General features: G+C 58.3%; 11 protein-coding genes and 2 pseudogenes. 1 reads left to right on the plus strand and 12 read right to left on the minus strand.

Annotated elements, in window-relative coordinates; all coding sequences use genetic code 11:
- The first annotated feature begins 73 nt into the window (after positions 1-73).
- Positions 74-1,160: pseudogene (gene aroC / locus AC0L7U_RS15705) on the plus strand (chorismate synthase).
- Positions 1,161-1,252: 92 nt separating this feature from the next.
- Here aroC and AC0L7U_RS15710 read toward each other — a convergent pair.
- The 12 genes and pseudogenes from AC0L7U_RS15710 to AC0L7U_RS15765 form a co-directional block, all read right to left on the minus strand.
- Positions 1,253-3,061 (minus strand): TRAP transporter permease, encoded by a 1,809-nt coding sequence (locus tag AC0L7U_RS15710; protein ID WP_473691961.1) that lies wholly within the window; start codon positions 3,059-3,061, stop codon positions 1,253-1,255.
- A gap of 93 nt (positions 3,062-3,154) precedes the next feature.
- Positions 3,155-4,114 carry a TAXI family TRAP transporter solute-binding subunit gene (locus AC0L7U_RS15715; protein WP_473691963.1) on the minus strand — a complete coding sequence of 320 codons (960 nt, stop codon included), beginning with the start codon at positions 4,112-4,114 and terminating at the stop codon, positions 3,155-3,157.
- A 186-nt stretch (positions 4,115-4,300) separates the two neighbouring features.
- A complete protein-coding gene (locus tag AC0L7U_RS15720; RefSeq protein ID WP_473691965.1) occupies positions 4,301-4,876 on the minus strand; it encodes a hypothetical protein in 576 nt (191 codons plus the stop codon).
- 117 nt (positions 4,877-4,993) lie between these two features.
- Positions 4,994-6,283, minus strand: coding sequence for a multidrug effflux MFS transporter (locus AC0L7U_RS15725; RefSeq protein WP_473691967.1), 1,290 nt, complete (start codon positions 6,281-6,283; stop codon positions 4,994-4,996).
- Between the two features lie 93 nt (positions 6,284-6,376).
- Positions 6,377-7,712 (minus strand): annotated as a pseudogene (gene ribB / locus AC0L7U_RS15730) (3,4-dihydroxy-2-butanone-4-phosphate synthase).
- Between the two features lie 123 nt (positions 7,713-7,835).
- Entirely contained in the window at positions 7,836-8,372 is a 537-nt protein-coding gene (locus AC0L7U_RS15735; protein ID WP_473691969.1) for a class I SAM-dependent RNA methyltransferase, read from the minus strand.
- Complete coding sequence (locus tag AC0L7U_RS15740; protein ID WP_473691971.1) at positions 8,326-9,078, minus strand: class I SAM-dependent RNA methyltransferase; 753 nt, start codon at positions 9,076-9,078, stop codon at positions 8,326-8,328. Before AC0L7U_RS15740 ends, AC0L7U_RS15735 begins: the two co-directional genes overlap by 47 nt.
- Before the next feature lie 165 nt (positions 9,079-9,243).
- The gene (locus AC0L7U_RS15745; RefSeq protein ID WP_473691973.1) at positions 9,244-9,984 is read right to left on the minus strand and encodes a TlyA family RNA methyltransferase; all 741 of its coding nucleotides are present in this window, start codon (positions 9,982-9,984) and stop codon (positions 9,244-9,246) included.
- Between the two features lie 132 nt (positions 9,985-10,116).
- Positions 10,117-10,653 (minus strand): SCO family protein, encoded by a 537-nt coding sequence (locus AC0L7U_RS15750; protein WP_473691975.1) that lies wholly within the window; start codon positions 10,651-10,653, stop codon positions 10,117-10,119.
- A gap of 99 nt (positions 10,654-10,752) precedes the next feature.
- Complete coding sequence (locus tag AC0L7U_RS15755; protein WP_473691977.1) at positions 10,753-11,256, minus strand: copper chaperone PCu(A)C; 504 nt, start codon at positions 11,254-11,256, stop codon at positions 10,753-10,755.
- 80 nt (positions 11,257-11,336) lie between these two features.
- On the minus strand, positions 11,337-11,759 hold the full coding sequence (locus AC0L7U_RS15760; RefSeq protein ID WP_473691979.1) for a hypothetical protein: 423 nt from the start codon (positions 11,757-11,759) through the stop codon (positions 11,337-11,339).
- Positions 11,760-11,860: 101 nt separating this feature from the next.
- Complete coding sequence (locus AC0L7U_RS15765) at positions 11,861-13,315, minus strand: MFS transporter (protein ID WP_473691981.1); 1,455 nt, start codon at positions 13,313-13,315, stop codon at positions 11,861-11,863.
- Positions 13,316-13,404: the final 89 nt, after the last annotated feature.

Raw genomic sequence — 13,404 nt, forward strand, 5'->3', positions numbered from 1 at the left:
ATCGCTGGCGTCTTGAGTGTAGTAGCAAGGTGTTGGCTTTCCTGTCGGGGAAGGCGGAAATGAAGGGCGTTCCATGTCGCACAATTCCTTTGGCCATCTGTTTCGCGTAACGACCATGGGGCGAGAGCCATGGGCCTGCCATTGGCTGCGTGGTGGATGGGTGTCCGCCGTTGATTCCTTTGAACGAGACCGACATTCAGGGATTTATGGACAAGCGCAAGCCGGGGCAGTCGAAGTTTACGACCCAGCGCCGCGAAGCGGATGAGGTTCGTATCCTGTCCGGTGTGATGGTCGATGAAGACGGCGTTCAAAAGACCACTGGCACGCCGATTTCGCTGATGGTCGAGAATACAGACCAGCGTTCCAAGGACTACTCCCAGATCAAGGACCGGTTTCGTCCGGGCCATGCCGATTTCACCTATGATGCCAAATATGGCATCCGTGATTATCGGGGCGGTGGGCGGTCTTCTGCACGTGAGACGGCGATGCGCGTGGCCGCTGGTGCTGTAGCCCGCAAGATCGTGCCGGGGATCACTATTCGTGGTGCACTGGTGCAGATCGGCGATCGAAAAATCAACCGGGCCAACTGGGATTGGGCCGAGATCGACAACAACCCGTTCTTCTGCCCGGATGTCCAGGCCGCCGCTGAGTGGGCGGACTATCTTGATGAAATTCGCAAGAGTGGATCTTCTGTCGGTGCCGTGATTGAAGTCGTTGCGGAAGGCGTGCCCGTCGGTCTTGGTGCGCCACTTTACGGCAAGCTGGATGGCGATATCGCCGCAGCACTGATGTCGATCAATGCTGTCAAAGGCGTCGAGATTGGCAACGGCTTCGAGGCTGCCACTTTGACCGGGGAAGACAATGCCGACGAGATGCGGCTTGGCGAAGGCGGCAAGCCGGTGTTCCTGTCGAACAATGCCGGTGGCGTTCTGGGCGGGCTGGCCTCGGGCGAACCGGTGGTGGCGCGCTTTGCCGTCAAGCCAACCTCGTCCATCCTGACTGAGCGCAAATCCATTACGCGTCAGGGCGAGGAAGTTGATGTGATGACAAAGGGACGCCACGACCCGTGTGTTGGCATTCGCGCCGTGCCGGTGGGCGAGGCGATGATGGCATGTGTTCTGGCCGATCACTTTCTGCGGGATCGTGGCCAGATCGGCTGATCAAAAACGTCTGTTGTCGACAGGAGTTCAAACAAAAAGCCGACGGGGTCTTTGGGAGCCGTCGGCTTTTTTGTGTCTTTGAGTGATCTTGCTTAAAGCCCGAGCAGAGGTCTGACAAAAATCACCAGCAGCCCGGCGGCAATCAGCAGCACCTTGTATGGCCAGCTTGAGGTCGCGATCAATCCATACGACACGAGGCTGAGGCCAACGCCCACCTGCACGAAGGCGAGTAGCGCTGCGACGGGGTGCGTTTCGAGGGCTATGAGATTCGGGTTGGCAACCATGCCCAAGGGGATCAAATAGAGACCGATGCCAAGCGCCATGGCTGTTCGGGCCACTTTGAGCCAGTTTTCGCCGATCATGCCCGCTGCAATGAACACAGCCCCGCAAACGGGAGGTGTGATCGTTGACAGGAGCGCGAACCAGAAGACGAAAAGATGGGCCTGCAAAGGCGCAAGGCCTAGCTGGTTCAGGGCAGGCCCGGCCACCGACACGCAGATTACATAGGCAGCCGTGGTTGGCACTTCCATGCCCAGGATCAGGCAGGCGACGGCGGTCAGAAACAGCGAGGGCCACAGCAGGCCGCCTGCGCCGGACAGGATCAGCGAGGTGATCTTGACGCCCAGACCCGTGATGGACAGCACGCCGATGATGATGGACGCACACAGGATGATCGAGGCGATCATTGCCACCTGTCGGGCGGCGCTTAAAATTGCAGCTTCGAAGCGGGCGCGGATCTGTTTCACATCCAGTGTCAGACGCGCATTGAAAAACAGCAAGATGGCGGCGGCCAGCGTGGCGATGCAGGCCGCGTATTGAGGTGTGTAGCGGGCCGCAAACATGCCCCACATCAACACGGCGAACGGGATCAGAAAGAAGCCAGTGGTGATCAACGTCATCTTGAGACCGGGGCGATCCTGTTCGTCCAGCGCTCGCAGGTCCAGTCGGCTTGCATAGGCATTGATGCCCACCCAGACGGCGAGAAAATACAAAATGGCAGGCAGCAGTGCTGCGCCCATGATTTGTGTGTAAGGCACACCGGTCAGTTCCACCATGACAAAGGCTCCGGCCCCCATCAGCGGCGGCATGATCTGGCCGCCCGATGAGGCCACGGCTTCTACGGCCGCAGCTAAGCGCTTCGGATAGCCGAGCTTGGTCATTGCGGGCAGGGTGATGGCCCCGGTTGACGCAACGTTGGCTGAGGCAGAACCGGAGATGGAGCCGAAGAGGGCGGACGAGATGATCGAAACTTTCGCTGCCCCGCCATTGAGCCGACCAGCGGCTGAGGCGGCAATATTCATGAAGCCTTGCCCGGCTTCGCCAGCGTTCAAGACCGCGCCAAAGATAACGAAGATGGCGACAACGGAGACAGAGACACCCGTCAATGTGCCCCATAATCCGCCTTCGGCAATGGTTAGCGTGCCGAGGAAGCTCGCCAGTGGCGTTCCGGCATGGCCGAAGTCTCCGGGAATATATTGGCCGAACAGCCCATAAAGCAATGCGAGTGCGGCCACCGTCGGCAGGGGCCAGCCAATGGCGCGTCTGGCGGCTTCCATGACGGTGATCAGCAACGCGCAGGCAACGCCTATCTGGAAGGGTGTTTCCAGATAGCCATATTGTCCGGTCAGCATATCCTGATTAAGCGCGATCCAGACGCAGGACGCGATGCCGACCCCGGTAAACAACAGGCCGATAACGCGGCCGGTCATGGTTTTGGCGGGCACGAACAGGAAAATCCATGGCAGCGCCAGAGCCATGTGCAGCGGTCGGCTGATCAGGTTGGGCACGAGACCGGAGAAGATCAGGCCAAGGTGAAAGGCCACCAGAATGGCAGCGCAAAAAAGCTGAAGGCACCGCAGAAGCGTGGCGTTGGTCGACGGCTGCAAAGGGGATGTCGTCATTTCTGGCTCTGGACTGAAGAACCCCGCATGGCAGCAGAGAGAACGCGATCACCGGATCGCGGACGTCTGCAACATGCGGGGTCTTGAGACGGATTATTTTTGCGCGGCAGTCACCGGGAAACCGGCTTCCTGATAGTAGCGCAATGCACCGGGATGGATCTGGCCTGTAATGGCCTTCATCAATGTCTTGTCGACACCTTTCCACCAGCGCGCACGATCACTCAATTTGGTCTTTGTCTGCCAGAATGTCTTGGTCAACTGGTAGGCGGTATCGTCGCTCATGGCTGTCGTCGTATAGGCAACCACCGACAGCGACGTGGTGTGAATGTCTTTTGTCTGACCTGCATAAGTGCCTGCTGGAATGACGATTTCGGTACGTTTGGTCTTGGCGATTTCGTCCGGTGTCAGCGACAGGATCTTCACGTCCGTTGAGGCGGCGGCCTCAATGACGTTGGGGGCGGGATAGGATCCCGCGGTGACGAAGCCGTCAATCTGGCCGTTCTTCAGGGCCGCGACAGCGTTGGACAGTTCAACGGTTGCCAGCTTTACCTTGCCGTCGAGACCGAACAACTTGAGATACTTCTCACCTTCGCGCGCGCCAAAGGAGCCCTTGCCGAGCAGAATGGTCTTGCCTTTGAGATCTTCGATGGAATTGATGCCACTCTTGCGCGACACAACGAAGTGCATCGTCAATGAGGGGATCGGAAACAGCGCGCGGATGTCCTTGAACTTCGGGCTAGCACGCTTTTCAAACATGCCCTTGCCAGCCTTGGCCAGCTTCACCAGAACAGGCGGGGCGGTGAAGACATAGTCGGCGCCTCGCACACGGGCTTCCATGACGTTTTGAACAGAACCCTGGCTTTCCTCGACCGTCATGTTGAGGTCGTCTTTCGAGCCTTTCTTGACGGCTTCCGCAATCTCGACGCCCATCTGATAATAGGATGATCCGGATTTTGCGGACTTGTAGGTAATGCGGGTCTGCGCGCTGGCCGGAAAGGCCATGGCAAGTCCAAGGCAGGCGGCAAGGCCCAGTTTGATAGCCGATCTGAACATGTTTCCTCCATTGATGCAGGAGGGGCGGGGTGGAGACTTCTTGCTGGAGTAGGTTCCTTGTTGCCCGGCGCGCCCTCAAAAAATGCTCTTCTTCCTTGCACAGCCCAACGGGCACGACAACCTCATTTCTGCCGAAACGGGTTCGCGTGTGGCTGTTTCTAACGCTTTCGGGATGCTGCCGTATCGTTAGATCGGCGACCAGATCAGGCGTGCGTATAAGCCTTGATGCGGGCGAAGATCTCTTTGGAATTGCCAGTCAGCGTATTGAGGCGGATCTCGCAGGTGCTGATTGACGTTCTTGCGTCGCTTCAGTTTCCAGTTGCGAGCCATCAGGCCTTTCCAGATCGGAAAGGTCTGCGGGGCAACGAGAGCATCGTCCAGTGGGCGCGTCAGTTCGATGTCCAGGACAGCGAGTTCTATGCTGCGCACATTGGTCTGTCGCAACTTGATCTCACCGATGGCCGACCAGTCGATGAAACCGATGCGCTCAACGAAAAGCCCTTTGGGATTAGCGCCCAGTTGAGGATGCTCGCGGTCCACCATTGGATAATACCAGTAGGCTGTGAACAGGGGCACAAGAGAGATCGCAATAAGCGGCTGCACGCCGCTGACAACACCGATGAGAAGAAACAGGAATCCGAACAGCAGTCCCCCATAGACCAGAGGTTCTCCAGAGGCTTTCGAGTAGCCGACAGCGAAAGGCTGAGGATCCAGGACCTTGTCTTCCTCTCCTGCAAACGGGCCGGCGCTCTGTTCACTCATCTCGGGTCTCCATATTGCCTGCAATCGCAGACGCTTCTCTCCTTTCTTAAATAGGAAGGATGATCACAAGTTTCAAAATGGAATTCGGGGCAGGTGGTTAACTGGCCCCGAATATCCTCAGCCTTGCTGAATGTCGGGCGAAATACTTGGCTGGGTGATCTTCAAAAGACGCAGCACCAGAAAAGCAATGAGGGCGCAGGCGAAGATGGCTCCGACCATCGGTGTCGCAGTGCCATCGAAGAATGGGCTGGCGACGGCGATCATCAGGCCCCCGATGACCATCTGCAGGGTGCCGCCAAGGGAGGAGGCAAGGCCGGCGATATCACCGTGATCATCCAGCGCCAGCACCTGTGTCGAGGGGATGACGAGGCCAAGAAAGCTATTGCCTGCGAACAGCAAGATAATCAGCACGAACAGGCTGTGAAAACCCGCCAGCGTCAGCGCCAGAAGCACGATCTGGCACAGAAGAAATCCGGTGATGGCGCGGGTGATCATACGTTCAGGCCCCATGGCACGGCCAACGCGAGCGGCAAGCTGCGAGGTCGAGAAAAAGCCGATGGCATTAACAGCGAATGCAATGCTGAAGCCCACCAGACTGAGACCATATTGCTCGGTATAGACAAAGCTGGCGCTTGACAGAAAAACGAAGAAACTCGCCATGCCGAAGCCTCCGATCAGGGTCAGTCCCATGAAGCGGCTGTCGCGGACAAGCACCTTGACGCCTGCCCAAAGGGCTTTGCCGTTGACCTTGTGGCGCTTTTCCGGTGTCAGCGTTTCCGGCAAGATGAAGGCAGCACCAACCAGGTTGGCAACGGCAACAAGTGCCAGGAACAGGAACAGCACACGCCAGCCTCCCAGATGGATCAGGCCCGTTCCAAGCAAGGGAGCCAACATCGGTGACACGCTGATCACCAGCATGATCATCGCCATCATGCGGGTGGCTGTGTAGCCGGTGAATTGATCGCGGATGATGGCGCGCGGCAGCACCATGGCAGAGGCAGCGCCCGCACCTTGTAAGGCGCGGCAGGCAATCAGCCAGCCAATGGAAGGTGCTATGAAGCAGCCAAACGAGCCGAGAGCACAGATGCCCAATCCGATATAAAGTGGCAACTTACGCCCCGTCTGATCGGACAAAGGGCCATAAATCAACTGGCACAATCCAAAAGCGGTGAAAAACGACATCAGGGTGAGCTGTGTCGTTGAGGCGCTGGCCATCAGTTCTTTTTGGATGGTTGGCAGGGCTGGGAGATAGACATCGATGGAAAGCGGCCCGACTGCGGCCATCACGCCGAGGATGAGAGCGGCACGAAAAAGCGGCGGCGCCGCAGGTGTCGTGTTGGACATATGCTGATCGTCACTATTCTTGAAGGAAAAAGGATGGCTGATGGGCACGGGACGCGTCAGCAAAATGTATCTTACCAGACATGCGGAAAAGGCGCGACACCTGCGTGACGCGCCTTTTCAAGCTTTCTCTGTCAGATCTTGGCAAGGGCCAAGACATCAACCGTCGATTGGTTCGGTGGCCTCGATCTTGATGTCAAAGCCTTCCAACCCGACGTAATGCCGCTGGCGGGACGACAGAAGGCGGATCGAGTTGACACCAAGATCGCGCAGGATCTGTGCGCCAAGGCCGATTTCGCGCCATTCTTCCTGACGGCTTTTGGCCGAGACGTGCTTTTCCTGGCTTGCAGCCTCCAGCCGCTCTTCTTCAAGCGGTTGGCGCATCCGGCTGGATTGGCGCGCCACACCAACGCCACCCTCGCGCAGATAAACAATGACGCCGCGGCCCCGGTCCGAAAACGCTTTCATCGTGTTGTGAATGCCCGGGGTGCAGCCGAACACATCATCCAACACCGATTCGAGCTGCAGGCGCACCGGTACATTCCGCCCATCCAGAATGTCGCCGTAGATCAGCGCAACGTGGTGCATCTGGTCATACGGCGTGGAATAGGTGATGGCATAGGCCGGACCGGCCAGCGTTTCGACAGGCTGCTCGCTGACGCGCTCCACCAAGGCGCTCTGTGCGTTGACGCCATGCAATGAGATCGGACACCGAGACACTGGTCAGATTGTGCTCTGCTGCAAAGTCGCGCACATCATCGCCTTTTTTGACGGAGCCATCATCGTTGACAAGCTCGCTGATGACGCCGACCTCAGGCAGTCCGGCCAGGCGGCAAAGATCGACGGCAGCCTCGGTATGGCCGGAGCGCATCAGCACGCCACCCTGTTTGGCGATCAGCGGGAAGACATGGCCGGGGCGGACAAACTCATGCGGGCCCGCATTGGGATTGGCCAGGGCGCGGGCCGTCGAGCAGCGTTCTTCGGCGGAGATGCCCGTGGTCAGACCGGGAGCATAATCGACGGAGACGGTAAAGGCTGTCGCCAGCGGAGCGTCATTCTGTGAGACCATCGGCGTCAGATTGAGGGCTCTGGCCCGTTCTTCGGTCATCGGCGCGCAGATGATGCCGGAGGTATGTCTCACGATGAAGGCAATCTGTTCGGTCGTGGCCTTGGAGGCAGCGACAATCAGGTCACCTTCGTTTTCACGGTCATCGTCGTCTGTCACGACCACGATTTCCCCTCGCTCGAACGCACGGATGGCGTCGGCGACGCGGCTTTGAGACACGGCATACTCCCTGCTGATGTCCAGGCCGAGAAAATCGTTGGGAGTGACCGCACCGCGCGTGGCGGTGGCAATCTTATGCGCCATGTCGCGCGACACCCAGACGTCGGGATCATTGCACAGCGCCGTTACAGAAGCGGCAGACAATCCTGCTCTTCGTGCAAATGCACTCCGATTTTCCCGGTTTTCATCAAGCCATTGATCAAGTTTCATGCTCTCTTAGGTAGCAAGAATGATCGGTGGCGCAAGGCCTGATGCCACGAAAATTCAGTGAGACTGAAAATTCATGTCACCAGTTGCGGGTAAAAGATCCTTGACCGCGCCGTTGCCGTTTGGTCAGCCGGCCTTGGTCAGATGTGCCACGCACTCGACGTGCGGGGAATAAAGAAACTGATCAACCGGCGTGATCGACTTCAAAGTGTAGCCGCCATCCAGCAGAATGCGGATGTCACGCGCCAGCGTTGCCGGGTTGCAGGAAACGGCGATCACGTTCGGCACCTTTGACAGGGCAAGTTGCTCTGCCTGTGCCTGTGCCCCAGCGCGCGGGGGATCGAAGACTACAGCGTCGAATTCGTTCAATTCAGCTCGCACCAGCGGGCGGCGAATGAGGTCGCGTTTTTCGACCGTGACTTTCTTGATGCCTTTGGGCACGCGCAGGGCCTGCGTCAGTGCATTACAGGCCGCTGCATCGCCTTCAACGGCGTGAACCGAGGTAATCCGTGCCAGACGCAATGAGAAGGTGCCAATACCCGCAAAAAGGTCGGCAACCTTCTTCGGCTTCTTGCCCAGCCCTTCGGCGACCAGCGCGCTGAGAAATTCCTCGGCCTCAAGGGTTGCCTGCGTAAAGCCACCGGGTGATGGGACGACGTTCATGCCCCCCATGTCCAGCAGGGGGGCGGATTTCAAGCAGGGTTTCGCCGTTGACAGAGAGGCGCGCAAGGTTCAACTCGGCCGCCTTCTTCGACAGCGCCGCAATATGCTTGTCGTAGGTGCGGTCGGCCTGCGTCAAGGCAACATCAAGGCCTGCGGTGGTCGACAGAACGGTGAGGCGCAACTCGCCCTTCTTCGGCATCAGCAGGCTTGCGAGAGATTTCAGGCCAGGCAATGCTGTGACGATTTCAGGAACCAGAACCGGGCACATGGAAATGTCGACCAGTCGGTTGCTGGCTTTTTCATGATAGCCGAGCAACGTGTGACGGCCAGCGCGCGAAGCGGACAAAACGGCGCGCCGCCGGGTGCCGGGCAGGCCAGGCTTGATCGGCTCCGGCTGGATTTCGAGACCTCTGTCGGCAAACGCCTTGGTCACCAGACCGCGCTTCCACTCCAGATAGGGGGCGCTGGCCAGATGTTGCACGTTGCAGCCACCGCAAGCCTCGAAATGGGCGCAGATGGGAGACACGCGATCGGCGCTTTCTTCCAGAATGCGAATGTCCTTGGCGCGGCTTTTGTCGAGCTGCACGGACACTGTTTCGCCGGGAAGGGCGTCAGCGACATAGACGGTCTCGCCGTCATGCGAGGCGAGGCCATCGCCTTTGTGGCCGAGACTGTCGATTTTGAGTTGAAGTGCCGTATCTTTCATGGGGGAGCGATAGCCTCGATCCGGGATTTGAACAAGTGGGCGCGCGCAAAAAGACGCGCGACGCTCTGAAAAACGTACCGATTGGCAAACAGACGGCAAAAGTCGGCGGCATCGTTGGGCCCGTGACATGCCGCATGTTGCGTAGAAAGTGGAGTGCGAAGCCGATCAGGTCTTCTGGCCGAATAAGAGCCACTCCGCGTTGCCATCGCCGCCTTTGACCGGCGATGGGATCAAATCCCCTGCCTGCCAGCCGGGCTGCTCATCCAGCCAGAGGCGAAGACTGTCTGCCGTCTCGCTGGCAATGTCAGGGGCGACAAGTCCACCCTTGCCAATATTCTTGCGCCCGGCTTCAAACTGCGGCTTGACCAGGAAAATGCCACAGGCGCCGGGGGCGCCTAGCGCAAGTGCAGGCGGCAGCGCAAGTTTCAGCGAGATGAACGACACATCTGACACCAGCAGAGACGGCGCATCACCGTTGAGATCATCGGCCACAAGGTCCCGCGCGTTCAGGCCGTCGCGACGGTGGACCCGCACATCCTTGTCAAGCGTGTCATGTAACTGGTCATGGCCAACGTCGATTGCGTGCACCTTGCGCGCACCCCGTTCCAGAAGCACTTGGGTGAAACCGCCCGTCGATGCGCCAATGTCGAGGCAGATACGATCGGTCGGATCAACACGATAGGCGTCGAGGCCGGCGATCAGCTTCAAGGCAGCTCGCGAGACATAGGCTGCAGCCGGGTCGGTGACCACGATTGCAGCAGACGCATCGACCTTTTGTGCGGGTTTGTTGCAAATGCTGCCCGCGAGCGTGACAGTCCCACGCAGAATTGCATCCCGCGCTCGGGCGCGAGAAGGGAAATGCCCGAGATCGACAAGCTGCTGGTCGAGACGTTGTTTCTGGCTCATGGCTGGATCTTCGCTGGTCGCAAGGCTTAGGCATGAAAGTCTGAAAGACGGGCGCCCCACCTGTCGCACCTTGGCAGGCGGGATCGCGCTCTCATAAAGGCTCGTGTTCCCGCTGGCAAGCAAAGCCCGAGTTTACACGGCGGGCTCTGCTGATGTTTCCAGCAGGCGATGGATCTTCTTCAAGGCTATCTGGTCGCTTTCGCCATAGGTGATGGTGCCACGCAGGTGCTGGTTCGCGTCCATCAGATAGATCTGGGCAGAATGGTCCATCGTATATCCGCCGTCTTCAAGCGGCACTTTCTTGGCCGAAATACGATAGGCCTTCAGCGTTTTGTCGATGGCAGCCTGTGATCCTGTCAGGCCCATGATATGATCGTCAAAGACACTGACATAATCCTGCATCACCTCCGGCGTGTCGCGGGTCGGGTCAACCGTGATGAAGACGTAGTTCAAATCATCGGCCTTGGGGCCGAGAGCGGCAATCCACCCTTGCATATCTGACAAGGTCGTCGGGCAGACCTCCGGACAAAAGGTGAAGCCGAAGAACATCAGGCTTGGCTTCCCCTTCAAGGACGCCTGTGTGACCGTGGTGCCATGGCCGTCGACGAGGGTAAACGGGCCGCCGATGCTGGTGATTTTGGCTATGGGTGGCGTGTCCCGAAAGGTCAACGCAAACAGACCTCCGGCAAGACACAGCGCCAGAACCAGAACACTACCCTGAGCTGCCGTAGCGGATGATTTTCAAAGAAGACATCGCTCATGCTCTCCTTATGGCTGCATCTTGGGGCTGTGTGCCATCATGCGCGCGCCGATCTTCTGCACGGCGAGGTGGGTCGTCACGGCGCCTGCATGTTCAAATGTCAGAGTTGCGGCAATGGACTGGCCCCGCTTGAGCGGGTGCTTCAGCCCCATAAACATCAGGTGATACCCTCCGGGAGTAAGCACCACAGCCTGATTTGAGGCAATGTTTAGCCCACCAGTGACCTCGCGCATTGTCATCACACCATCCTTGATCTGCATGCGATGCAGGGAGACGGACTTCGCATCCGGTGAGGTGATCTTGATCAGTCGGTCGGCCTGTGTGCCAGTGTTGGTGATGGTGACATAGCCTCCAGCTGTTGTCGCGCGTGGTGGGGTTGCTGGGCTCCAGCCCTTCGTCAACGCAATCGGCACAGAAGGGGTCGTTGAGGCAACATCCGCGCGGCTCGGGAAGATAGCTGTCGAGGTCAGCAGGATTGCTGCGGCAAAAGCGGATAGAATAGATGTCTTCATGATGAGCTCGATCCTTGAAGGAGACAGGACAAGCGGAGTTCTTGAGGGCCAGTCAGCGCCTCACTCTGCGGTCGAATCAGTCAGTCAGGATCGATCAGCGGGGGCGCACGGATTGGCCTATGCTGGTATGCGGACCACTGAAACAAGTGCAGGGGTCGGGGCAGCGTCAGACGCAGCCCGCTTGCTGCAAATGCCACAGGAACGCTTGTCTGAAGGCTTGGCAGATACGGCGCCCAGTGGTGCAGATGCATGCAGGCCGCACCACAAATGCAGTGTCCGGGATTATATGCAACGGGCTGGGTCTGGTCGAGTGTCGCACCGAGGCTCAAAGAGGTTTGCGGTGTTGGCGCGCCGTGGCAAAGCACGAGAAGGTGCCCGGACGGAGACGCATTGGCCGGGCTGGCCAGCGCCGTTGCAGCAAACAGAACGAAGCGAGCGGTGATCGCAAGGATCATCAGACAGACAAATGGATGTCGTTCTTGACGCAGTCCGCTGAACAGCATTGTCGCGCGCCCCATGTGCCACCAGACTGGTCCACCTGCCTTAGAGCTGTGGTCCTTGTCTTTTCGGCGATGTCAAAGGATGCGCCTTTGACGACGCTGCGTCAATTCTTCGGTTTGCTAGGCGATATAACCGGTGAACCGTCATCATCGTCGTCATCGTCATCATCGTCGTCACCATCGAAATCCGTCATGTCTTCCAATGTATTGTCTGCATCGGCCAGCGTGTCGCTGTCGTCGTCGTCCTCATCATCAACGGCATTCATGGCATCGAAGTTGTAGACATCGTCTTCATAGGCCGGGAAATCTTCTGGCGCGATCACGTAAGGCGCATCGACATCAAGCGGATCCGGCGAGATAACCGAGCCGACCTGTGCGGTGGAGGCGTATTCGTAATCGACCTTGTCTTCCGGGTCGATGGCATCGCGGATGAACAGGCGGGTCAGGATGAAGGCGGCCATGATCAGGCTTGTGATTGTGATGACCAGATAGAGGCCTCCGGGGCCGACAAGCGCCATGGCAAGGGAGGCCAGCAGAGGTCCACCCACCGACCCGAGACCGTTGGACAGCAACAGGCCTGAAGAGGTTTCGACGTAGTCGTTTGAATCTGCGTAATCGAAAGCATGCGAGACAGCGATGGCGTAAGTCGGCTGTGAAACCGCGCCAATCAACAGGGCCAGCGCCGTTGCAACGTAGAAATTATGTGGTGTGAAGATGGCAATGATCAGCCCCACAACGGCCGTCAGAACGGCCAGTGCAATAAGCACGATACGACGATCGAGCCTGTCCGACAGACGACCGAAGGGCCATTGGGCAACCATGCCGCCGCAGATGACCGCAGCAGTATAGAACGCGGCCTCATTGGTGGTGAAGCCGATGCGACTGCCGTACAGTGGTGACAGCGACCAGATGGCGCCATTGCCGAGACCGATCATGAAAACACCGACCAGAGCGGCGGGCGAGTTCTTGTAGAGTTTCAAAGGCCGGAACCGTACCAGGGTAATGGGCGCGGGCTGGTTGGCTTTGGTCAGTGAAATCGGGATGACAGCCAGACTGATCGTCACCGATGCAATGGCGAAAGGCATGAAGCTCGAAATATCCATCCCGGCGATGGAGACCTGTCCGCCCATGAGCGCGGCATAGACGATCACGATGTAGATCGACATGATTGTGCCGCGGTTCTCGTTGGTGGCGCTTTCGTTCAGCCAGCTTTCCACGATCAGGTAGAACCCGGCCAGACAGAAGCCCGACAACATGCGGATGATGAACCATGCCATCGGGTTGACCGCAATCGGGTGCAGCAGGGCTGCGGCGGACATCAGTGACACCAGCGCAGCGAAAGCACGAATGTGACCAGCGCGCATGACGAGATGAGGACCGGCAAGGCAACCGATCACCATGCCGATGTAATAGGCAGATGAGATCGCACCAATGGCGAGGCCCGAGAATGAATACTTGTCTGCGGCCAGTGGCAGGAGCGTGGTTTGCAAGCCATGGCCCACAAGGAGCAATGCAACCGAAAAAAGAAGGGCAGAGACCGACGCGAGTGTCTGAGCCATCAAATGCTCCTGCAACTGGAGTTAAAATAAAAGCGCCGACAAGCGTCGGCGCGTTTCATTTGTTTCGATACGCTTTTCAAGGTTGGACT

Source organism: Roseibium sp. 10G30-5 (assembly GCF_055809635.1).